The sequence below is a fragment of the Micromonospora sp. NPDC048040 genome (genome assembly GCF_055587185.1).
In genome coordinates, this window is the sequence record NZ_JBVJGT010000005.1 from 212153 (window position 1) to 234017 (window position 21865).

Sequence of the window (21865 nt, forward strand, 5' to 3'; positions counted from 1 at the left end):
CGAGGTAAAGTGCCCAGTCATGGCGGGAGGTGGCCCGGTGCGGCACAGGCTCAAGGACGTGGCGGAGCGAGCCGGAGTGTCGGTCAAGACCGTCTCCAACGTGGTCAACGGCTACGTGCACGTCCGGCCCGACACCCGGGCCCGGGTCGAGGAGGCCATCGCCGAGCTGAACTACCGGCCCAACCTCTCCGCGCGCAACCTGCGCAAGGGGCGCACCGGCGTGATCGCGCTGGCCGTGCCCGAGCTGGACATCCCCTACTTCGCCGAGCTGGCCCGGCACGTCGTCACGGCCGCCGCCGAGCTGGGCTGGACGGTGCTCATCGACCAGACCGGCGGCGGCCGCGAGCAGGAGCGGGTGGTCGCCTCCGGCATCACCGAGCACCTGATCGACGGGCTGATCTTCAGCCCGCTGGCGCTCACCGCGGAGGACCTGACCGGGCTCGACGGCACCCCGATGGTGCTGCTCGGCGAGCGGGTCGACCACGGCCCCGCCGACCACGTCGGCATCGACAACGTGGGCGCCGCCCGGGAGCTCACCGCCCACCTGGTCGGGCTCGGCCGCCGCCGGATCGCCGCCATCGGCTCGCAGCGCACCCCGGAGGGGGCGAGCGCCCGGCTCCGGCTCGCCGGCTACACCGCCGCGCTCGCCGACGCCGGCATCGACTACGACGAGGGGCTGGTGGCGCCCGCGTCGGCCTGGCACCGCGCGGACGGCGCCGCCGCGATGCGCGCGCTGCTGGCCTCCGGCGTACGCCCCGACGCCGTCTTCTGCTTCAACGACACCCTCGCCCTGGGCGCCCTGCGCGCCCTGCACGAGGCGGGACTGCGCGTCCCCGAGGACGTCGCGGTGGCCGGCTTCGACGACATCGAGGACGGCCGGTTCTCCGTGCCCACCCTGAGCACCATCGCCCCCGACAAGGAGCGCATCGCCCGGCTGGCCGTGGAGCTGCTCGCGGGCCGCATCGACGGCGACCGCACCGCGCCGCCCCGGGAACTCTCCGCCCCCTGGCGCCTCACCCCCCGCGAAAGCACCCTCGGCCGCTGACCCCGGCTGCCCGTCCGGCCGGGTCAGTCGAAGAAGCGGGCCAGGTGGGCGGGGGTGGGGCCGGCCGCGTCCGGGGTCAGCGGGGTGAGGTCGGCGAAGATCGAGGCGCCGTCGCAGCCGACGTGCAGCGGATACCAGCGCGGGGTGCCCGGCGTGCGCTGCAGGCAGATCCCCTTGACCGTCTGCACGTCGAGCAGCCGGACGTGGGTCGGGTCGGCGACGGCGTTCACGTGCCGCCACCACGGGCTCATCACGTGCAGCACGCCGCCCGGCCGGAGCACCCGGTGGCACTCGTCGACCAGCGGCAGGAAGTCGACCAGGTGCTCCAGGATGTGCACCGCGAACAGCACGTCCACCGAGTCGTCGGCCAGCGGCAGCGAGGCGGAGAGATCGGCCACCGCGTTCACCCCCGGGGCGGGGTAGATGTCCAGCCCCAGGTTGCCCGGCCACTGCTTGGTGGCGCCGCAGCCCAGGTCGACCACGACCGGGTCGCGCCCGCCGACGCGTACCCGGCACCAGACGCCGAACACCCCGTCGAGCCGGCCCACCCGCTCCCGGACCAGGCGCAGGTCGGACTGCTCCGCGACCTCGCCGCCGAGGTGGGCCACCCCCCGGTCGAAGCGCACCTCCACCGCGAGGTCGCGCAGCCGGTCGTCGTGGCGGGCCTGGTCGGCCCATGCCTCGGCGAGGAATACGTCGATCGCCCGCAGCCGCTCGGCCGAGGGCGGGGTCTGTCCCAGCGCGACCATCCGGGTCCACCTCCCGCGGGCCGATACCCGGATCTCCGCCCGATATGCCCCGCGACACGACGTGCGGTGAGCCGGGCGGTCAGCCGGTGATCGTCCGCCGGGGGCGACCGCCGCCGCGCATCCGCTGCCGGGGCGGCGGGGTGGCCGGCTTGGGCCGTTTGAGGTGGTAGCGGTGCAGCTCGTTGTTGCCGGGCAGGGACGGGTCCTCGCTCATGGCCACCAGCTCCCAGCCCTGGTCGCCGGCCCGGTTCAGGTGGGCCAGCGCGGTGTCGCCGTAGGGCGTCACGTCGACCATGGAGCCGTCCGGGCCGTACCAGACGAAGACGACCTCCCAGCCGATGTCGTTGGTGGCCGCCTGGCGACGGCGGACCAGCAGCGCGTACTCCCACTTGAGCATGGGGTCATTGTCACCCGCCGCGAGCGGGTCGGCACGGATCAATCCTCGGCGATCCGTCCGGCGGCCACCCGCAGCCTCCGGTTGGTCTGCACCGCGTCGAGCATCCGCCGGTCGTGGGTGACCAGCAGCAGCGTGCCCGGGTAGTTGGCCAGGGCGGACTCCAACTGCTCGATGGCCGGCAGGTCCAGGTGGTTCGTCGGCTCGTCCAGCACCAGCAGGTTCACCCCGCGCCCCTGGAGCAGCGCCAACGCCGCCCGGGTCCGCTCGCCCGGGGACAGGGTCGCCGCCGGGCGCAGCACGTGCGCCGCGCGCAGGCCGAACTTGGCCAGCAGCGTCCGCGCGTCCGCCGGCGACAGGTCCGGCACGGCGGCGCGGAACGCGTCGATCAGGGGCGCGTCGCCGAGGAAGAGCCCCCGGGCCTGGTCCACCTCGCCGACCACCACGCCCGGGCCGAGCGCGGCGTGCCCCTCGTCGAGGGGCAGCCGGCCCAGCAGGGCGGCCAGCAGCGTGGACTTGCCGGAGCCGTTCGCCCCGGTCACCGCCACCCGGTCCGCCCAGTCGACCTGGAGGGTCACCGGGCCGAGGGTGAAGCCGCCCCGGCGTACGACGGCGTCGCGCAGCGAGGCCACGACGGCGCCGGCGCGGGGCGCGGCGGCGATCTCCATCCGCAGCTCCCACTCCTTGCGCGGCTCCTCGACCACCTCCAGCCGCTCGATCAACCGCTCGGTCTGCTTGGCCTTGGCCGCCTGCTTCTCGGTCGACTCCGAGCGGAACTTGCGGCCGATCTTGTCGTTGTCGGTGGCCTTGCGGCGGGCGTTCTTCACGCCCTTCTCCATCCAGGCCCGTTGCGTGCGGGCGCGCGCCTCCAGCGCGGCCCGGGTGTCGGCGTACTCCTCGTACTCCTCGCGGGCGTGCCGGCGGGCGACCTCGCGCTCCTCCAGGTAGGCCGCGTAGCCGCCGCCGTAGTGCCGGATCTGCTGCTGGTGCAGGTCCAGCTCCAGCACCCGGGTCACCGTGCGGGTGAGGAACTCGCGGTCGTGGCTGACCAGCACGGTGCCGGCGCGCAGCCCGGTGACGAACTCCTCCAGCCGCTCCAGGCCGGCCAGGTCCAGGTCGTTGGTCGGCTCGTCGAGCAGGAAGACGTCGTAGCGGCTGAGCAGCAGCGAGGCCAGCCCGGCGCGGGCGGCCTGGCCGCCGGAGAGCCCGGTCATCGGGTGGTCCAGGTCGACCGTGAGGCCCAGTTCGGCGGCGACCTGTTCGGCACGCTCCTCCAGGTCCGCCCCGCCCAGGCCGAGCCAGCGCTCCAGCGCCTCGGCGTAGTCGTCGTCCGCGCCGGGCGCGCCGTCGGTGAGCGCCGCGGTCGCCGCGTCCAGCGCGGCCTGCGCGGCGGTGACCCCGGTGCGCCGGGCGAGGAAGTCGCGGACGGTCTCGCCGGCGCGCCGCTCCGGCTCCTGCGGCAGGTGCCCGACGCTCGCCGTGGGCGGGCTGAGCGCGATGCTCCCGGCCTCCACCGGCAGCAACCCGGCGAGGGTACGCAGCAGCGTCGACTTGCCCGCCCCGTTCGGCCCGACCAGCCCCACCACGTCCCCGGGTGCGACCACCAGGTCCAGCCCGGAGAACAGCGCCCGGTCCCCGTGCCCCGCGGCCAGCCCCTTGACGATCATCGTCGCGCTCATCAACCGCGACCCTATCCCGCCCCCGACCCCTGCCCACCCGCTCGCCCTCCCCGCCCCCACCGCCTCCGCGATCTTGCACTTCGTGCCCGGACGGGTGGGGCGAAAGCCGCGCACGTGGGGCCGAAAGTGCAAGATCGCGAACCAGGCTCGGGAGGCGCACGGCACACTGCTCAGGTGGTGACCACTCTGGCGATCGACTGTGGCGGCGGCGGGATCAAGGGTTCCGTGCTGGACGAGGCGGGCACGATGCGCGCCCGGCCGCTGCGGGTGCCCACGCCGTACCCGCTGCCGCCGGCCCTGTTCGTCAAGACGCTGCTCGACCTGGGCGGCCGGCTGCCCGCGGCGGACCGGCTGACCGTCGGCATGCCGGGGATGATCCGGCACGGCGTGGTGGTCGCCACCCCGCACTACGTGACCCGCTCCGGGCCCCGGTCGAAGGCCGACCCGGGCCTGGTCGCGGAGTGGTCCGGGTACGACGCGCGGACCGCGCTCGCCGAGGCGTTCGGCGTGCCGGCCCTGGTGCTCAACGACGCCGAGGTGCACGGCGCCGGGGTGGTCGCCGGGACCGGCTGCGAGCTGGTGCTGACCCTCGGCACCGGGCTGGGCAGCGCGCTCTTCGACGGCGGGGTGCTCGCCCCGCACCTGGAGCTGTCCCACGCCCCGGTGCGCTGGGGCACCACCTACGACACGTACGTGGGGGAGCCGGAGCGGCGCCGGCTAGGGGACGCGTTCTGGTCCCGCCGGATCCGGCAGGTCGTGGACGGGCTGCGCCCGGTGTTCCGCTGGGACCGGCTCTACCTGGGCGGCGGCAACTCGCGGCTGATCCGGCCCGAGCAGCTCGCCCGGATGGGCGACGACGTGGTGGTGGTACCCAACACGGCGGGCATCGTCGGCGGCGTACGCGCCTGGGATCTGGTCGCCGGCCGGCACGGCGCCCCCACCTGATCCCGCCCGCGTTCCGCCCGGGAACAGTCGCGGTACGCCGGGTGTTGTGCCAGCGTCGGGAGAAGTGGCGGCGTGACACGAGGGGGTGGGTCGAATGGATCTTCTGGCCGAGTACCGGCGGGCGACCATGTTCTTCGAGGCCGGTGACCCGACCGGAGCGGCCCGGCTGCTCGAACCGATCGTGGCGGCCGAGCCCGACAACTCGTCGGTGCGGCAGCTGCTGGCCCGGGCGTACTTCCAGTCGGCCCAGCTCAGCCGGGCCGAGGAGCAGCTCCGCGAGCTGGTCGACCGCGACCCCAGCGACCACTACGCCCACCACGTGCTGGGCCGGACGCTGGAGCGGCTGAACCGGCACGCCGACGCGCTGCGGCACCTGCGCATCGCGGCGGCGATGCACAGCGGCAACGACGACTACCGCACCGCCCTGGACCGGGTGCAGGCCCGGGTCGCGGGCGGTCGCTGACGGCGGACGACCCGACGCCCGGGGAAGTGGGCGCACGGACGGGGCAGCTCGACAGGGCTGCCCCGTCCGTACGGTCGTCACCGCGTGCAGCGCAACGCCGGGCGCCGCCCGTTCCACCCGTGCGGGGGGTGGGGCGGAGCGCGCCGGGCGGCCTACCATCGGCGGCATGGGACGTGACCTGCCGGTGGCTGCGCGATGAAGCTGAAGCTGGACCTGCACGACATCTTCAACAAGGGTCACGACATCGACCGGGCCCTGCGCGGGATCATGGACGAGGCGGTGGCGAAGAAGGCCACCCTGGTCGAGATCATTCCCGGCAAGGGCTCCGGCCAGCTCAAGAAGCGCGTGCTGCGCTTCCTCGACCAGAAGGACGTCAAGCAGCTCTACCACCGCGTCGAGAAGGACTCGAAGAACTTCGGTCGCCTCTTCGTGCACTTCCGCTGGAAATAGCGCCGGCGCGGCCCCGATCGGTCAGAGCGGATACGTGCGCGCGACCGCGAGCATCTCGGAGCTGTGCGAGCCGACCACCCCGACGTCCGGCGGGCGGGGCCGGAAGCCGGGCAGCGCGTCCAGACCGTCGCTGGCGTCCATCGCGCGCAGCGCCACCTGCCCCGCCTTCGGCGTGACGGTCAGGGTCACCTCGACGCCCTCCGGCGGCGGGGCGTGGAAGACCACGCCGAAGCCCCAGCGGCCCTCCCGGGCCTCCGCCGGCACCGCCCGGCCGGCCACCTCCGCGCGCAGCACCGTCGCGGTCGCCGAGTCGACGTGCAGGGTGGCCAGGCGGACCTGGCGCTGCGGGACGAGCCGCAGACGCAGGGTGCGCTCGGTGCCGGCGGTGGTGTCCGAGAGCACCTCCAGCTTCGGCGCGGGCAGGTTCGCCGCCTGCGCCGGACCGGCGCGCAGCTCGGCGTCACCCAGGCCGGGGAAGTCGGCGACCTCGACGACCCCGTCGACGTAGCCGTCGGTCCACGGCTGCGGGTCCTCCTCGTGGGAGAGCCAGCGGGCCTGCCCGGTGTCGGCGTCGAGGGCGTACATCAGGTGGGTGGGCGCGGGGTGCGCGGCGTCGAACCGGTCGACGGCGAGCCCGACCCCGGCGAACACCACCGCCGCCAGCGCGGCGGCTGCGGCCGGCAGCGCGCCGAGCCGGCGGGCGCGCAGGGCGACCATGCCCCGCTGGCCGCCGGCCTGCGGGTGCAGGAGGTCGACCACCGGCAGCGCGGCCAGGCCGAGCAGCACCGCGACCAGCGCCGCGACGCCGCCCATCGCCATGCCGAGCGCCGGGAACAGCAGTACGACGGTGGGCAGCAGCACCACCACGGCCACCGCGGCGGCCAGGGTCGCCGCGACCACCGGCCACGGGCCGTCGATCCGCGCGCCCACCGCGACCAGCCCGGCCAGCGCGCCGGCCAGGGCCGGCAGGGTGACCAGGTACGCCCCGCCGGGCACCAGCACGGCGAGCAGCACCCCGAGCAGGGCCAGCCAGCCCAGCGCGCCGATCGCGAGCGCGGCCGGGCCGACCCGGCGGCGGGTCAGCGCGTACCAGCCGAACAGGACGGCGGCGGCGAGCGCCACCACGGCCAGCCGGTACCAGGTGGGCCGGTACGGGTCGAGCAGTTCGGCGTAGCCGGGGCGGACCGCGGTGACCGCGGCCCAGAGCAGTTGGGCGGCGAGCGGGGCGACCACGATCGGTGCCAGCGCCAGCCCGAACCCGGCGGCGAGCCGGCCCCCGGTGACGCGGCCACGACGCCGGGCCAGCCAGCCGAGGGTCACCACGGCGGCGAGCGCGAGCAGCGCCAGCGGCAGGGTCAGCCAGCCGGGGTAGCGGACCAGCCCGCCGGGCACCGGGAAGTAGGTGGCGTCGTGCCCGGACCCCAGCGCCGTCAGGTCGACCCGGCCGAATTCGCGGGCGAGGCCGAGGGCGTTGTCGCCGTGGTGCTGGAGGCTGGCCCGGTCCATGGCCGCCGGGGTGTCCAGCGGGGTGTGGTAGATCGCCCCGCCGTCGATGTACGCCGAGTTCAGCCCGACGAAGTCGGCGTCGAGGAACGCGGTGAAGTCGGTGTCGTTGGGCAGCGCCCGGTAGATCTCCACCGCGAACGACGTGCCGACCGGGTGCGGCGCGCCCCGGCCGAAGGCCTCCACCAGCGCCGCGTTGTTCTGCGAGGTCTCGAACATGATCACCGGGCCGGTGGAGCCGCGCGCCTCCAGGTTGAGCACCACCCCGCCGTCGGCCGCCAGGGGGTGCCCCGACGCGAACGCCGACGCCCCGCACAGGCACGCCTCCTCGGCGTCGGTGAGCACGAAGACGATGTCGTTGCGCGGCCGGGGGCCGGCGGCCAGCGCGCGGGCCACCTCCAGGATCGCCGAGGTGCCGGCGGCGTCGTCGTTGCCGCCGGGCCCGGACTGGACCGAGTCGTAGTGCGCGACGAGGACGACCCGGCCGGTCGGATCGGTGCCGGGGAGCCGGGCCACCACGTTGCGGACCCGGGCCAGGGTGGCGCCGCCGGCCGCCCCGCTGAGCTGGCCGGCCTCGGGCGCGACGGTGTCCTGCACCTCCGTCTCCAGGCCGAGGCCGCGCAGCACCCCCTCGACGTGGGCGCGGACCTGGTCGTTGGCCGGGCTGCCGGCCACGTGCGTGCGCGCCGCGACGACCTTGACGTGCTCGTACGCCCGGCCCGCGCTGAACTCGCCGGGCGGCGCGTCGGCCGGTCGCGGCGCCGGGGTGCGCAGGTCGAGCAGCGTGCCGGCGCCGACGGCGACGAGCGCGACGAGCGCCGCCGCGGCGGCGGCCAACCGGCGGCGTGGCCGGGCGAGCGCGCGGTCGGCGGCGCGGGTGGTGGGTGCGCCCACGGGGACTCCTCGGGGGTGGGGCCAGGGGTGGCACCAATCCTGCACCGGGGCGGCGCCCGCGGGACTCCCCCGGACGGGCGGGGCAGCGCCCGGGCCGCCCGGCGGGCAGTGATCCGGCCCATGCCCGTGCCTGCGGCGCCCGTCGTGTTGTGTGCGAACGTTGTCTAATACAGGATCAGCAGGGCACTCGGAAGGAGCCCGACATCACCAGCGATCTCCCTCGTCTCGCGGCGGTGACCCGGTCGCACCGGGGGGCCGGCTCGGCCGGTTCTCCTGTCGTGCCGTACCCGCACGGCGGGATGGGGAGGCACCCCAACCTGCCTCCGGGTGAGCGGCTGCGGGTGCTGCTGGTCGAGGACGACGAGGGCGACGCCTTCCTGGTCGGCGAGCTGCTCGCCGAGACCAACTCCATGATCGAGCTGCTGGTGGCGACGAGCCTCAGCGAGGCCCGGCGGCGGGTGGTGGGCGTCGACTGCGTCCTGCTCGACCTCGGCCTGCCCGACGCGCAGGGCCTCGACGGCCTGCGCCAGGTGCTGGAGATGGCCAGCGGCGCCGCGGTCTGCGTGCTGACCGGCCGCTCCGACGAGCACCTCGGCATCGTCGCGGTCGCCGAGGGCGCGCAGGACTACCTGGTCAAGGGCGAGGTCGACGGGGTGCTGCTGACCCGGGCGCTGCGCTACGCGGTGGAGCGCAAGCGGGCCGACGAGAACGCGCGGCGGCTGCGCGAGGTCGAACTGCGCCAGGCCGAGTCCGCCCGCCTCGAACGGGGCCTGCTGCCGCAGCCGCTGATGACGACCGACGAGGTCGCGGTGCACACCTTCTACCGGCCCGGCCGGCACGCCGCCCTGATCGGCGGCGACTTCTTCGACGTGGTGCAGACGAGCCCCGACCGGCTGGAGCTGATCGTCGGCGACGTCTGTGGGCACGGCGTGGACGAGGCGGCGCTCGGCGTGGAGCTGCGGGTCGCCTGGCGGGCGTTGATCCTCGCCGGCGTGCCGGACGACGAGGTGCTGCCGGCGTTGGAGCAGGTGCTGATGAGCGAGCGCCGCCTCCAGGAGATCTTCGCGACCGTCGCCACCGCGCGGCTGGACCTCGACGCCAACCGGGCCACCGTCCGGCTGGCCGGGCACCCGCCGCCGCTGCTGCTCGCCGGCGGCAAGGTGGTGCCCGTTCCGGCGCCCGGCGGCCTGCTGCTCGGCGTACGACCCCGCCGGCCCGTGGCCTACGACCTGGAGTTCGACACCGATGACTGGTCCCTGTTGATGTACACCGACGGGCTGATCGAGGGGCGGGTCGGCGAGGGCGACGAACGCCTCGACGTGCCCGGCCTGGGCGGCCTGCTCGCCGACCCGGCGAGCCTCGACGTGCCGCTGGCCGGGCTGCCGGCCTGGCTGGTCGAGAGCGCCGAGCAGCTCAACGGCGGGCCGCTCGCCGACGACGTCGCCATGCTGCTGGTCAGCCGGGGCGGTGGCCGGTGACCGGAGTCCGCGAGTGGACCCTGCGTCAGCGGGTCGTCACCCTGCTCGCCGTCGTCGCGGTGCTCCTGGTCGGCCTGGCCGGTGGCGCGGTCGTCGTGGCGGCGAAGAACCGGACGCACATCGACGCGATCCTGAACAAGACCGGCCCGCTGCGGGTACAGGCGCAGGAGGTGCTGAACGCGCTGCTGGACCAGGAGACCTCCGTCCGCGGCTTCGCGGTCAGCGGTGACCCGGCCGACCTGGCCCCGTACGACGCCGGCCGGGCGCGGGAGCGGGAGCTGGTCGCCGAGATGCAGCCACTGCTTCGCGACTACCCCGGGATCCGGGAGCAGCTGCGGGTCGTCGAGGAGCGGGCCGAGGCCTGGCGCCAGTCGGTGGCGGTGCCCGTGATCACCACGACGGAGCAGAGCGGCACCGCCGCCGGGCAGGCGCTCGTCACCGACCAGGCCCGGGCGCAGTTCGACCAGGTCCGCGGCGCCCTGGACAACCTCGAGTCCGAGATCCTCGAGGCCCGGCAGCAGAGCGCCGAGGACGTCCGGCGGACGAGCGACCTGCTGGTCGTCCTGCTGATCGCCGCCCTGGCGGTGGTGGTCATCGCCGGCAGCATGCTGCTGATCTCGCTGGACAAGATGGTGGTCCGTCCGCTGACCGGGCTGGCCGACCAGGTCCGGGAGGTCGCCGAGGGCGACTACCGGCACGGCATCGTCGGTGCCGGCCCGCCCGAGTTCGTCCGGCTCGCCGGCGACGTCGACGCCATGCGGCGCAAGATCGCCAAGGAGCTGGACGAGGTACGGGAGGCCCGGGAGCGGATCGAGTGGGTCAACAGCCAGCTCCAGAAGCAGGCCGAGGAACTCACCCGCTCCAACCGCGACCTGGAGCAGTTCGCGTACGTCGCCTCGCACGACCTGCAGGAGCCGCTGCGCAAGGTGGCCAGCTTCTGCCAGCTCCTCCAGCGCCGGTACGCGGGGCAGTTGGACGAGCGGGCCGACCAGTACATCGCGTTCGCCGTCGACGGTGCGCAGCGGATGCAGCGCCTGATCAACGACCTGCTGGCGTTCTCCCGGATCGGCCGGCTCACCACCGGCTTCACCGAGGTCGACATGAACAAGGTCATGGGCGACGTGGCCGGCCAGACCGAGGCCGCCCGGCAGTACGCCGACGCCGAGCTGACCTGGGGCGAGCTGCCGGTCGTCCGCGGCGAGGAGCCGCTGCTGACCAACCTGCTGGCCAACCTCGTCAGCAACTCGATCAAGTTCCGCCGTCCCGACGTGCCGCCGAAGGTGCACGTCTCGGCCCGGCTGGTCGGCGACGAGTGGGAGATCAGCTGCCAGGACAACGGCATCGGGATCGAGCCGGAGTTCGCCGACAAGATCTTCGTCATCTTCCAGCGGCTGCACGCCAAGGACGCGTACCCGGGCACCGGGATCGGCCTGGCGATCGTCAAGAAGATCGTGGAGTACCACGGCGGCCGGGTCTGGGTGGACACCGGCACCGAGGAGGGCACCGCGATCCGCTTCACCCTCCCCGCCCTGCCCGAGGACGTCGAGGCGGCGACCGCCGCCGCTGCCGACGCCGACGGGCCGGTGGCCGGCGACGGCACGAGCGGGGCCGGGGACGACGGCGGGGCGACGGGCGTGCCGGAGCAGGCCGCTGGTTCCGGCGACGAGACGGACGCCACGGACGGCCCCGACCGGGCGCCGGCAGGCGGTAGAACGGGTGACATGAGGGAGACGGTGGGATGACCGCGCCGGCGGACGGCAAGAGCCCGATCGAGGTCCTGCTGGTCGAGGACGACCCGGGCGACGTGTTGATGACCCAGGAGGCGTTCGAGGAGCACAAGCTCCGCAACCGGCTGACCGTCGTCTCGGACGGCGCCGAGGCGCTGGCCTACCTGCGGCGCGAGGGCCAGTACGCGGACGCGGTGACCCCGGACCTGGTCCTGCTCGACCTGAACCTGCCCCGCCGGGACGGGCGGGAGGTGCTGGAGGAGATCAAGAAGGACGAGCAGCTCTGTCGGATCCCGGTCGTGGTGCTGACCACCTCCCAGGCCGACGAGGACATCCTGCGCAGCTACCAGCTGCACGCGAACGCGTACGTGACCAAGCCGGTTGACTTCGAGCGGTTCATCTCCGTGGTCCGGCAGATCGACGAGTTCTTCGTCAGCGTGGTCAAGCTGCCGCCGCGTGGCTGACACCCTCCTCGACGACGTCGGTGGGCTGCTGCACGAGACCGCCGACCAGGTCGTGCTGCCGCTGTTCCGCAAGCTGGACGACGCCGACGTCACCGAGAAGGCGCCGGGCGAGCTGGTCACCGTCGCCGACCGCCGCGCCGAGGAGATGATCTCGGCGGCCCTGCGCCGGCTGCGCCCAGGCTCGGTGGTGGTCGGCGAGGAGGGCGTCGCCGACGACCCCGGCCTGCTGCGCCACCTGCGCGGGTCCGGCGACGTCTGGCTGGTCGACCCGATCGACGGCACGTCGAACTTCGCGGCCGGCCGGCGGCCGTTCGCGCTGATGGTGGCGCTGCTGACCGACGGCGAGCCGACGGCCGCCTGGGTGTTCGACCCGCTCGCCGGCACGCTGGCCGTCGCGCGGGCGGGTGAGGGGACGTGGCTGGACGGCCGGCCGGTGCGGACCGGCGTGGACACGCCGCCCGTGGACGCGCTGCGCGGTGCCGCGATGTCGCGGTTCCTGCCGCCCGCGTCGAAGGCGCGGGTCGAGGCGGGCGGCGGGCGGGTCGGCGAGCTGCTCCCCGGCCAGCACTGCGCCGGCCGGGAGTACCTGGACGTGCTCACCGGCGACCAGCAGTTCGTGCTGTTCTGGCGCACCCTGCCGTGGGACCACGCCCCCGGCACCCTGCTGGTCCGGGCGGCCGGCGGCGTCGCCCGGCGCTTCGACGGCGCCGACTACCACCCCGCGGACGAGGGGCACGGCCTGCTGGTCGCGGCGAGCGAGCGGGTCTGGGCGGAGGTCCACGAGGCGCTGCTCGGCGCTGCGTGAGGTCGATGCGACACTGCGTCGATGTTCGATGGCCGGGGCGGTCACGGGCCTGGTCACGAGTGGCCGGTCCGGTATCCTGACCGCCGGTCTCCGCCAGCAGGCCGCCGACCGGCGCCCGGCGGGACCGCCGCCGCGCAGCGCTGCCACCCGGGGCCGGCGGCCGACGAAAGGATGCTTTCGTGCGCAGGACCATGCCCGTCGGGCGTCGCGGCCGTCGTCCGCTGATCGCCCTGTCGGCGCGGCGTGACCGCCGCCCGCTGCCCGCCCCGTCGGCCGTACGCCGTCCGCTGGTCGCCCTGCTCGTCGCGGTGGCGCTGCTCCTCGGCGGCGGCGCCGTGCCCGCGTACGCGGAGCCCAACGAGGGCGGCACCAAGAAGCTGCGCGACGCCCTGGAGGCCACCGCCAAGGCGCACATCGAGGCCAAGGCGAAGCTGGACAACTCCAAGCGCCGGCAGAAGACGCTGACGGGGCAGCTGACCACGCTGGAGGGCCGGCTGGTCGAGCTGACCGCGCAGGTCGGCGAGGTGGCCGCCCAGTCGTACCGGGTGGGCCGACTCACCCCGACGGCGATGCTGCTCAACAGCGCCTCGCCCGAGGCGTTCCTGGAGCGGGCGGCGCACCTGGACCTGATGGCGCAGCGCGACGGCCGGCGGCTGCGCGACCTGACCGAGGCGCGCGAGCAGGCGCGGCAGGCCAAGATCGCCCTCGACGCCGAGGTCCGGGAGCAGCAGAAGCAGCTCGCGGTGATGGCGAAGAAGAAGAAGGAGGCCGAGGCGGCGCTCGCGGCGGTCAGCTCGGGCAGCAGCGGCGGCTTCAGCGGCGGGAACTCCTCCTCGGCGAAGCCCGCGCCGCGCAACCCCGACGGCTCCTGGCCCTCGGAGTCCTGCTCGGTGAACGACCCCACCACCTCCGGCTGCATCACCCCGCGCACGCTCAACGCCCTCCAGCAGACCCAGAACGCCGGCTACAAGCGGCACGTCTCCTGCTACCGCAGCGGCGGCTCCGGTGAGCATCCCAAGGGCCGGGCCTGCGACTTCTCGGCCGCCGCCGGCGGGTTCGAGGACAAGACCGCCACCGGCGGGGACAAGGCGTACGGGGACAGCCTCGCCGCCTGGCACGTGCGCAACGCCAGCCGGCTCGGCGTGCTCTACGTGATCTGGTACCGGCAGATCTGGCACCCGGGCACCGGGTGGCGGGCGTACGGCGGCAGCGGCAGCCCCGCCGCCGACCACACGAACCACGTTCATCTATCGATGTACTGACCCGCGGCCCCAGGTTCACTGCGTACCATCGCGCGGGTGAGCTTCCCATCGTCCGACGTCACGGCCTCTCCGGCCCGGCCGGAGAGGCCGCCCGCCAAGGCCCTGCCCAACGGGCTCGCCGCGTTCCTGGTCTTCTTCTCCAGCGGCGCCGTCCTGGTGCTGGAGACCGTCGCGCTGCGCCTGGTCGGGCCGTACGTCGGGGTGACCCTCCAGGTGACCAGCTCGGTCATCGGCATCGCGTTGGCGGCCATCGCGTACGGGGCGTGGTCGGGCGGCTGGCTGGCCGACCGGCGTAACCCGCGCACCCTGCTGGCCCCGGCGCTGGTGCTGGCCGGCATCGCCACCGCGGTCACCCTGCCCGTGGTCCGGTACGCCGGCGAGGTGCTGCGCGGCGGGGCGGCCACGGCCATCCTGCTGCTCGTCGCGCTCGCCGTCTTCGTGCCGGCGGCCCTGCTCGCCGCGGTCACCCCGCTGGTCGTCAAGCTCCAGCTCGCCGACCTGCGGCGCACGGGCCAGGTGGTCGGCCGGCTCTCCGGCATCGGCACGCTGGGCGGCATCACCGCCACCCTGGGCACCGGTTTCGTGCTGGTCGCCGCGCTGCCCAGCACGGTCATCCTGTTCGCCCTGGCGGCCTCGCTCGGGCTCACCGGGCTCGGTCTCGGGGTGTGGCTGCGCCGGCAGGACCGGGCGGAGCTGCCCGGCCCGGCGCGGGCCAAGGCGGCCCTGGCCGTGCTCGGCCTCGTCGGCGCCGGGCTCACCACGGTCGCCCCGAACCCGTGCGACATCGAGACGGCCTACCACTGCGCCAGCGTGGAGGCCGACGCCGGCCGGGACTCCGGCCGCACCCTGCTGCTCAACTCGGCCCAGCACTCGTACGTGGACCTCGCCGACCCCACCCACCTGGAGTACGCGTACACGCGGTGGATCGGGGCGGTGGCCGACGTGGTGGCTCCGAAGGGGCAGCGGCTGGACGCGCTGCACCTGGGCGGCGGCGGGTTCACCGTGCCGCGCTACCTGACCGCCACCCGCCCGGGCACGGACAACGTGGTGTTCGAGATCGACGGCGGGCTGGTCGAGCTGGGCGAGCGCGAGCTGGGCGTACGCCAGGGGCCGGACCTGCGCGCGGTGGTGGGTGACGCCCGGATGCTGGTCGCGGGGGAGGCGACCGACAGCCGGGACCTCGTGGTCGGCGACGCCTTCGGACACCTGGTGGTGCCCTGGCACCTGGCCACGCGGGAGATGGCCGCCGAGATCCGTCGGGTGACCCGGCCCGGCGGCGTCTACGTGCAGAACGTCATCGACTACCCGCCGCTGCGCTTCATCCGCAGCGAGCTGGCCACCGTCGCCGCCGAGTTCCGGCACGTCGCGGTGATCGCCCCGTCGGCGGCGCTCGCCGGGCAGGAGGGCGCCAACTTCCTCATCGTCGCCTCCGACGCCCCGCTGCCGTTGGACGCGATCCGCGACCGGCTGGTGGACCTGCGGGAGGGCGCCACCCTGCTCGCGGGCGCCGAGCTGACCGCCTTCGTCGGCGGGGCGCTGGTGCTGACCGACGACTACGCCCCGGTGGACCAACTCCTCGCCACCGCCTGATCGGGTGACTTCGGTGACCGATTCCGACCGCCGAGGTGTAGCCGGGGCAGTCCGGGGCAACAACGACCCCCATGGGTGGACCGATCCGGGACGGCGCGCAACTGCTGGGTGAGCGGTACCGGCTGATCGAGCAGCTCGGCGCGGGCGGCATGTCCGTCGTGTGGCGGGGCTACGACGAGGTGCTCGGCCGCCAGGTGGCGGTCAAGGTGCTCGCGTCCCGGCTGGCCAACGACCGCGCGTTCCGGCACCGCATCCGGATCGAGGCGCAGGCCGCCGCGCGGCTGTGCCACCCCAACATCACCAACGTCTACGACTACGGCGAGTCCGAGCAGGTCGGCCTGACCGTGCCGTACGTCGTCATGGAGCTGGTCGACGGCGAGTCGCTGACGGGCCGGCTGCGGCGGGGGAGCCTGCCCTGGCGGGAGGCGGTGACGATCGGCGCGGAGGTGGCCTCGGCGTTGGCCACCGCGCACGTCCGGGGCGTGGTGCACCGGGACGTCACCCCGGGCAACATCATGCTGACCGCCACCGGCGTCAAGGTCGTCGACTTCGGCATCTCGGCGCTGGTGGGCGAGAAGGAGAAGGGGCCGGACGGGGCCCTGCTCGGCACGCCCGCGTACCTCGCCCCGGAGCGGCTCGACAACGGCCAGGTCTCCCCGGCCACGGACGTGTACGCGGTGGGCCTGCTGCTCTACCGGATGCTGACCGGGCGGCTGCCCTGGCAGGCGAGCACCACCACCCAGATGCTGCGCGCGCACATGTACAACGACCCGGAGCCGATGCCGCCGGTGCCGGGGCTCCCCGACGAGGTGCGCGACCTGGTGCGCCGGTGCCTGGCGAAGCGGCCCGAGGACCGGCCCGGCACCGCCGAGGTCGCCCGGACGCTCGCGGAGGCGGCCGGGATGATCGCGGCGGTGCCCGTCTCCCCGGCCGCCGGGCCCGTGGACCCGGCCGAGCTGGCCAGCGCCGGCACCACGATCCTGCCCTGGTCCGCCGCCACCGACGCGCTGCCGTTCTCGGGTACGCGCAACCGGCGGGCGGCGACGCGGCGCCGGCGGGTCGAGGCGGGGGTGGCCGCCGCCGGCCTGGTGGCGGTGACCGCGGCGCTGTGGGGGGTCACCTCCCGCAGCCCGGCCAGCGGCGGCATCGACCAGCCGACGCAGGCGCGGATGGGCGCGGAGCAGCCGGCGCCCTGCCGCGTGGCGTACACGCTGCGCAAGGACTCCGGCAAGGACTTCGCCGCCGAGCTGACCCTGACCAACACCGGCCAGCAGGAGCTGCGCGGCTGGCGGATGAGCTTCACCTTTCCCGGCCAGCAGACCGTGACGAAGTCGGTGCCCGTGCCCGTACGCCAGCAGGGCCGGACGGTGCTCGTGGAGCCGCCCCCGGAGCGGGCGTTGGCCCCCGGCGCGTCGGAGAAGTTCACGCTGACCGGCCGGCACACCGGGACCAACCCGCTGCCGGTGGAGTTCCGCCTCGGCGACGAGACCTGCGGGGTGCAGGTCTCCGGCGTGGCCGGCTCGGCGCCGAGCACCGCGCCCGCCACCAGGGCCCCGACGACCAAGACCCCGAAGACGAAGGCCGGCACCTCAGCGGGCGGCTCGAAGGCCAAGTCCGACAACTCCGGCAAGGGGAAGGGGTCGGGTGGTGGGAAGAAAGCAAGCCAGGAAAAGGGAAAGGGACGATGACGACGACTGAGTCCGCCGGGGTCAGCTGAGCCCGCCGGTCAGCTCAGCGCCGCGAAGCTCTGCACCTGCGCGATGTTCCCCTCGATGATCAGCATGCTGCCCGGGGAGATGACGGTCTCGTCGGTGGCGTACCGGAAGCGTTCGCCGGGCAGCTTCACGCCGACCACCCGCACCCCGTAGCGCTCGGTGGGCACCAGGTCCGTCAGCGGCCGGCCGACCATCGCCTCCGGAACGCACACCTTGGCGATGGCGAAGTCGTCGCCGAACTCGATGAAGTCGAGCATCCTGGTGACGATCAGGTGGGCCACCCGTTCGCCGGTCTCCGCCTCGGGAAAGATCACGTGGTGCGCGCCGACCGAGCCGAGGATCTTCGCGTGCTTCTCCGAGGTAGCGCGGGCCCAGATCTGCGGCACGCCCAGCTCCGTCAGCGCCAGCACACTCAGCACGCTCGCCTCCACCGAGGCGCCGATCGCGACCACCGCCCGGCCGAACTCCGCCACGCCGAGCTGCCGCAGCGCCCCCTCCTCGGTGGCATCGGCCTGCACGACGCGGTCGAGTTGGGCCGACCATCGCTGCACCTGGTCCGGGTTGCGGTCGATGGCCAGCACGTCGTGGTCGAGCGCGGTCAGCGCGCCGGCCAGGTGGTAGCCGAACCGGCCCAGCCCGATCACCAGGACGCCGCCTTCGTTCGTGGTTCTATCCGACAATGGGTTGCTCCTCCGGGTAGCGGTACAACCGCCGGCGGGTGTTCAGGGCGATCGCCGACCCGAGGGTCAGCGGCCCGACCCGGCCGACGAACATGAGGACGATCAGGGCGAGCTGGCCGCTCTCCGGCAGCGCGGAGGCGACCCCGACGCTGAGGCCGGTGGTGGTGAACGACGAGGTCACCTCGAACAGCGCCTGGTAGTAGCGGACTCCCTCGGTGAGAAAGACCAGCAGCACCGTGCCGACGGCCACCAACGCGACGCTGAGCAGCGCGACGGTGATCGCCTGGCGTTGGCTGGCGGTGGCCACCCGGCGGTTCCCGACCGTCACGTCCGGCTCGCCGCGCAGCTCGGCCCAGATGACGAAGGCGAGCAGGAAGAAGGTCGTCACCTTGATCCCGCCGGCGGTGCTGGCGCTGCCGCCGCCGATGAACATCAGCGCGATGATCAGCGGATAGGTCTCGTCCTCCAGGCCCTCGACGTCGACGACGTTGAAGCCGCCGGTGCGGATGAACGCGTTCTGGGTGAACGCCACGAGGAGCTTGTCCGGCCAGGCGTAGATGCCCAGCGTGCGCGGGTTGGCCCACTCGATGACCAGCAGGCACAGGAAGCCCACCACCAGCAGCGTCAGGCTGCCCCAGACGGTGAGTTTGGTGGCGACGGCCCAGCGACGCGGCTGCCGCCACTCCCGGGTCGCCTCGAACAACGCCGGGAAGCCGAGCCCGCCGACGATGGTGCCGATGGCCAGCGGCAGGGTGACCCAGGCGTCGGAGGAGAAGCCGATGAGGTTGTCGGTGTAGAGGGCGAACCCGCCGTTGTTGAAGGCCTGGACGGCGTGGAAGACGCCGATCCAGAGGGCCCGGGTGAACGGGTAGTCGTAGGTGATCCAGAGCCGGGCCGTCAGGATCGCGGTGATCACCGACTCGCAGACCAGGGCGAGGCCGGCGATGCGCAGCAGCAGCCGGCGTACGTCGCCGATGCCGAACTCGGCGGTCTCGGCCTGCACCAGCAACCGGCTGCGCAGCCCCAGCCGCCGGGCCACCACCAGGATCACCAGCGTCGCCCCGGTGACGATGCCGAGGCCGCCGACCTGGGTGAGCACGGTGATCATCACGAGCCCGAACTCGTTCCAGTAGTTCGGGGTGTCCACGACCGCCATGCCGGTCACCGAGACCGCCGAGGTCGCGGTGAACAGGGCGGTCAGGAACGGGGTGTAGCTGTGCTCGCTGGTGGCCCAGGGCAGCATCAGCAGCCCGGTGCCGAGCAGGATCGCCACCAGGAAACCGAACGGCACGATCCGTACGGGGTGACGAAGAAGCCGGCGCACCAGACAATCTTCCTTTTCCATCGCGATCCGGGTGTCGAAACCGGAATGCCCAGGGTTCATCCGCCCGTCAGCCGCCGACCAACTCGCCGTCAATCCGGACAGGTCTGCTGAGGCGGATCCCTCGACGACAGGAGACGGCGTTGCGACGTACCCTTTCCGCCCTCGGAGTGGCCGGGGCCCTGCTCGCGGCCGTTGTGGCCGTGCCGACCGTGGCCGCGTCGGCCGCCCCGGCGCCCGCCGCCGAGCGGGCCCGGGCGACCGACCGGCCCCTCGTCATCGCCCACCGCGGCGCCAGCGGCTACCGGCCGGAGCACACGCTGGAGGCCTACCGGCTGGCGATCCGGCAGGGCGCGGACTACATCGAGCCCGACCTGGTCGCGACCCGCGACGGCGCGCTGGTCGCCCGGCACGAGAACGAGATCAGCGGTACGACCGACGTGGCCGCCCGCCCCGAGTTCGCCGCCCGCAAGGCCACGAAGACCATCGACGGCGTCGCGGTCACCGGTTGGTTCACCGAGGACTTCACCCTGGCCGAGCTGAAGACGCTGCGGGCCAAGGAACGGCTGCCGCAGGTGCGCGTCGGCAACACCGCGTTCGACGGGTGGTTCGACGTGCCCACCCTCCAGGAGGTCATCGACCTGGCCCGCGCCGAAGGGCGGGCGCGGGGGCGCACGATCGGCGTCTACCCGGAGACGAAGCACCCCACCTACTTCGCGGCCATCGGGCTGCCGCTGGAGGAGTCGCTGGTCGAGGTGCTGCGGCGCAACAAGCTGACCCACCGGAACTCGCCGGTGATCATCCAGTCGTTCGAGACGGCCAACCTGCGCAAGCTGGACCGGATGATCGACGTCAAGCTCGCCCAGCTCCTCGACGCCACCGGCCGCCCGTACGACTTCACCGTCGCCGGCGACGCCCGCACCTACCAGGACCTGGCGAAGCCGGCCGGCCTGAAGTGGATCGCTAGCTACGCCGACGGTGTCGGCGCGCAGAAGAACCTGATCGTCCCGCGCGACGCCACCGGCAAGCTGCTCGCCCCGACCACCCTGGTCCGGGACGCGCACCGGGAGCGGCTGGTCGTGCACGCCTGGACGTTCCGGGCGGAGAACCAGTTCCTGCCGGCCGACTTCCGGATCGGCACCGACCCGAACGCGCACGGCGACATCAAGGCCGAGTACGAGCTGTTCCTCGGCCTCGGCCTGGACGGCATCTTCAGCGACCACCCGGACACCGCCGTCGCCGCCCGCGAGGGTCTCGCCCGACGCTGACCGATCCCGCCGCCCCATCGCCGGCCCGTCGCCCCTCCCCGGGTGCCGGGCCGGCGTCGTTGTCGGGGTGCCCGTGGTGCTCAAGGTGCTCGCGTGGGCCGTCCGTGCCCGGTGCCTGTCGAGCTGATGTCGCAGACGATTGAGGTGTGCCCGGGGGTGGCTGCGCGACGCTGTCGAGCTGCCCCATCTATGAGGGCGCCCCCGGCCCCATGCCCGCCGCCACCCCGACCCGTGATTCGCGGGGTGGGGCGGCGAACGCCCGAGATCTTGGTACGAAACGGCCCCTCCAGGGACACTTTCGTACCAAGATCTCGCAGGCGCTGATCCGGCGAGCCGGGTGGTTACGTGGTGGGGCGCTCGGCCACGTAGGTGCCCCGGCCGGGCTGGCCGGTGATCAGCTCGCGGTCGTGCAGCAGCGAGAGGGCTCGCGAGGCGGTGTTCATGTGGACCTGGTAGGCCTCCGCCAACTCTCGGGTCGACGGCAACTTGTCGCCCGGCTTGAGTTCGCCGCTCTTGATCTTCGCGGTGATGTCGTTGGCGATCTGACGATATGGGGCTTCTGCTGTGGGCATGGAGAGACTCCGGTTGGTTCGGCGTCTCCGATCATGCCGGCCTACACCAGTAACTGCAACAAGCTGTCGTGTCGCGACACCGGGGGGTCGACCTACACAAACATTTGGGGTAGCTTCTCCCTGTCCGGCTCCGGTTGGTTCGGCAAGCCTCCGGGTTCGGACCTCGAGAGGGCTCCGGGGTCGTACCGCCGACGAGGGCTGCGGTCGCGGGGCCGGCGGCCCGGTCCGCATCCCCTACCTGCGGACCGGGCCGCCTTCCAGCGGACGCGACGCGAGGACGGTGGTCATGCGCAAGGTGCTGAACCTGTTCCGACCGGCCCGGCGCAGGCGGGTGACCCGGCCGCCGAACGGCGGCTGGTACCGGTCGGACTCCTGCCGCCCGCTCACCGCCGGGCAGATCCGCGACCGCCGGTTCCGCTCGGTGCGGCGGGGGCTCGACCCGGTCGAGGTGCACGCGTTCCTGCACCGGGTGGCTGCCGAACTGGCCGCCACCCGTCGGGACCTCGTCCTCACCGCCGAGGAGAACGCGCGGATCAAGCGGGCGCTGCGCAGTTGGCAGTCCCGGTTCGCGCCGGGCGGGCGGCGGTGAGCCGGGAGCGGTTCGTGGTGCACCTGCCGGTGCTCGCCACCGACCTGTCCGCCGCGAAGCGGTTCGCCCGGGCGATCACCCGGGCGCTGGGATTCCTCCCGGACGTAGACCGTGGCGAGACCACCGTCTCCGCGGAGGACGCCCAGTTCGTACGCCATCGGGTCTTCTGCGACAGCCTGCTCGACGGCAGTCGCCGCTGCGGACGGGCGGCCGACCACGACGGCCCCTGCATTCCGCCGGAGCGGCCGTGACGGGTGTCCCGGCCGGCGGGG

Annotated in this window: 20 protein-coding genes and 1 pseudogene; 14 read left to right on the top strand and 7 right to left on the bottom strand. The window is 73.9% G+C overall.

Annotated features, from left to right (window positions below; genetic code table 11):
- The first annotated feature begins 37 nt into the window (after positions 1-37).
- Positions 38-1045, top strand: coding sequence for a LacI family DNA-binding transcriptional regulator (locus ACZ6O2_RS09010; protein ID WP_357692710.1), 1008 nt, complete (start codon positions 38-40; stop codon positions 1043-1045).
- A 23-nt stretch (positions 1046-1068) separates the two neighbouring features.
- On the opposite strand, the gene ACZ6O2_RS09015 is transcribed toward ACZ6O2_RS09010, so the two are convergent.
- The 3 genes and pseudogenes from ACZ6O2_RS09015 to ACZ6O2_RS09025 form a co-directional block, all read right to left on the bottom strand.
- On the bottom strand, positions 1069-1794 hold the full coding sequence (locus ACZ6O2_RS09015) for a methyltransferase domain-containing protein (protein WP_350707074.1): 726 nt from the start codon (positions 1792-1794) through the stop codon (positions 1069-1071).
- Positions 1795-1945: 151 nt separating this feature from the next.
- A pseudogene (locus ACZ6O2_RS09020) lies at positions 1946-2191 on the bottom strand (hypothetical protein); the annotation flags it as partial.
- Positions 2192-2229: 38 nt separating this feature from the next.
- Positions 2230-3867: an ABC-F family ATP-binding cassette domain-containing protein gene (locus tag ACZ6O2_RS09025; RefSeq protein WP_466022490.1), complete on the bottom strand. Its 1638-nt coding sequence runs from the start codon at positions 3865-3867 to the stop codon at positions 2230-2232.
- Positions 3868-4041: 174 nt separating this feature from the next.
- Here ACZ6O2_RS09025 and ACZ6O2_RS09030 point away from each other — a divergent pair, with 174 nt between their 5' ends.
- The 3 genes from ACZ6O2_RS09030 (at position 4042) to ACZ6O2_RS09040 (ending at position 5725) form a co-directional block, all read left to right on the top strand.
- Positions 4042-4812 carry an ROK family protein gene (locus ACZ6O2_RS09030; protein ID WP_350707078.1) on the top strand — a complete coding sequence of 257 codons (771 nt, stop codon included), beginning with the start codon at positions 4042-4044 and terminating at the stop codon, positions 4810-4812.
- Positions 4813-4906: 94 nt separating this feature from the next.
- Positions 4907-5275 (top strand): tetratricopeptide repeat protein, encoded by a 369-nt coding sequence (locus tag ACZ6O2_RS09035; protein ID WP_466022491.1) that lies wholly within the window; start codon positions 4907-4909, stop codon positions 5273-5275.
- Between the two features lie 195 nt (positions 5276-5470).
- Positions 5471-5725, top strand: a complete 255-nt coding sequence (locus ACZ6O2_RS09040) for a Smr/MutS family protein (RefSeq protein WP_013736060.1) — start codon at positions 5471-5473, stop codon at positions 5723-5725.
- A 21-nt stretch (positions 5726-5746) separates the two neighbouring features.
- Here the strand turns inward: ACZ6O2_RS09040 and ACZ6O2_RS09045 are convergent, their stop codons facing one another.
- Positions 5747-8122 (bottom strand): M28 family peptidase, encoded by a 2376-nt coding sequence (locus tag ACZ6O2_RS09045; RefSeq protein ID WP_466022492.1) that lies wholly within the window; start codon positions 8120-8122, stop codon positions 5747-5749.
- A 233-nt stretch (positions 8123-8355) separates the two neighbouring features.
- Between ACZ6O2_RS09045 and ACZ6O2_RS09050 the strand changes: the two genes are divergently transcribed.
- The 7 genes from ACZ6O2_RS09050 (at position 8356) to ACZ6O2_RS09080 (ending at position 17136) form a co-directional block, all read left to right on the top strand.
- Positions 8356-9600 carry a PP2C family protein-serine/threonine phosphatase gene (locus tag ACZ6O2_RS09050; protein WP_466022493.1) on the top strand — a complete coding sequence of 415 codons (1245 nt, stop codon included), beginning with the start codon at positions 8356-8358 and terminating at the stop codon, positions 9598-9600.
- Entirely contained in the window at positions 9597-11342 is a 1746-nt protein-coding gene (locus ACZ6O2_RS09055) for a sensor histidine kinase (protein WP_350707121.1), read from the top strand. The genes ACZ6O2_RS09050 and ACZ6O2_RS09055 overlap by 4 nt, the downstream gene beginning before the upstream one ends.
- Positions 11339-11791, top strand: a complete 453-nt coding sequence (locus ACZ6O2_RS09060; RefSeq protein ID WP_091102297.1) for a response regulator — start codon at positions 11339-11341, stop codon at positions 11789-11791. Before ACZ6O2_RS09055 ends, ACZ6O2_RS09060 begins: the two co-directional genes overlap by 4 nt.
- Entirely contained in the window at positions 11784-12596 is an 813-nt protein-coding gene (locus ACZ6O2_RS09065) for an inositol monophosphatase family protein (RefSeq protein WP_350707123.1), read from the top strand. The genes ACZ6O2_RS09060 and ACZ6O2_RS09065 overlap by 8 nt, the downstream gene beginning before the upstream one ends.
- Before the next feature lie 191 nt (positions 12597-12787).
- Positions 12788-13858: a coiled-coil domain-containing protein gene (locus tag ACZ6O2_RS09070; RefSeq protein WP_466022514.1), complete on the top strand. Its 1071-nt coding sequence runs from the start codon at positions 12788-12790 to the stop codon at positions 13856-13858.
- 36 nt (positions 13859-13894) lie between these two features.
- The gene (locus ACZ6O2_RS09075) at positions 13895-15448 is read left to right on the top strand and encodes a fused MFS/spermidine synthase (RefSeq protein WP_466022494.1); all 1554 of its coding nucleotides are present in this window, start codon (positions 13895-13897) and stop codon (positions 15446-15448) included.
- A 71-nt stretch (positions 15449-15519) separates the two neighbouring features.
- Complete coding sequence (locus ACZ6O2_RS09080) at positions 15520-17136, top strand: serine/threonine-protein kinase (RefSeq protein ID WP_466022495.1); 1617 nt, start codon at positions 15520-15522, stop codon at positions 17134-17136.
- 38 nt (positions 17137-17174) lie between these two features.
- Here ACZ6O2_RS09080 and ACZ6O2_RS09085 read toward each other — a convergent pair whose 3' ends face one another.
- Both ACZ6O2_RS09085 and ACZ6O2_RS09090 read right to left on the bottom strand, forming a co-directional pair.
- A complete protein-coding gene (locus ACZ6O2_RS09085) occupies positions 17175-17807 on the bottom strand; it encodes a potassium channel family protein (protein ID WP_350707193.1) in 633 nt (210 codons plus the stop codon).
- A gap of 25 nt (positions 17808-17832) precedes the next feature.
- Positions 17833-19167 (bottom strand): TrkH family potassium uptake protein, encoded by a 1335-nt coding sequence (locus ACZ6O2_RS09090; protein ID WP_466022496.1) that lies wholly within the window; start codon positions 19165-19167, stop codon positions 17833-17835.
- A gap of 140 nt (positions 19168-19307) precedes the next feature.
- Between ACZ6O2_RS09090 and ACZ6O2_RS09095 the strand changes: the two genes are divergently transcribed.
- The gene (locus ACZ6O2_RS09095; protein ID WP_466022497.1) at positions 19308-20432 is read left to right on the top strand and encodes a glycerophosphodiester phosphodiesterase; all 1125 of its coding nucleotides are present in this window, start codon (positions 19308-19310) and stop codon (positions 20430-20432) included.
- Positions 20433-20773: 341 nt separating this feature from the next.
- Here the strand turns inward: ACZ6O2_RS09095 and ACZ6O2_RS09100 are convergent, their stop codons facing one another.
- On the bottom strand, positions 20774-21004 hold the full coding sequence (locus tag ACZ6O2_RS09100; protein ID WP_210776528.1) for a GntR family transcriptional regulator: 231 nt from the start codon (positions 21002-21004) through the stop codon (positions 20774-20776).
- A gap of 286 nt (positions 21005-21290) precedes the next feature.
- Between ACZ6O2_RS09100 and ACZ6O2_RS09105 the strand changes: the two genes are divergently transcribed.
- Positions 21291-21593 (top strand): DivIVA domain-containing protein, encoded by a 303-nt coding sequence (locus ACZ6O2_RS09105; protein WP_350707133.1) that lies wholly within the window; start codon positions 21291-21293, stop codon positions 21591-21593.
- Positions 21590-21844, top strand: coding sequence for a hypothetical protein (locus tag ACZ6O2_RS09110; protein ID WP_466022498.1), 255 nt, complete (start codon positions 21590-21592; stop codon positions 21842-21844). The genes ACZ6O2_RS09105 and ACZ6O2_RS09110 overlap by 4 nt, the downstream gene beginning before the upstream one ends.
- Positions 21845-21865: the final 21 nt, after the last annotated feature.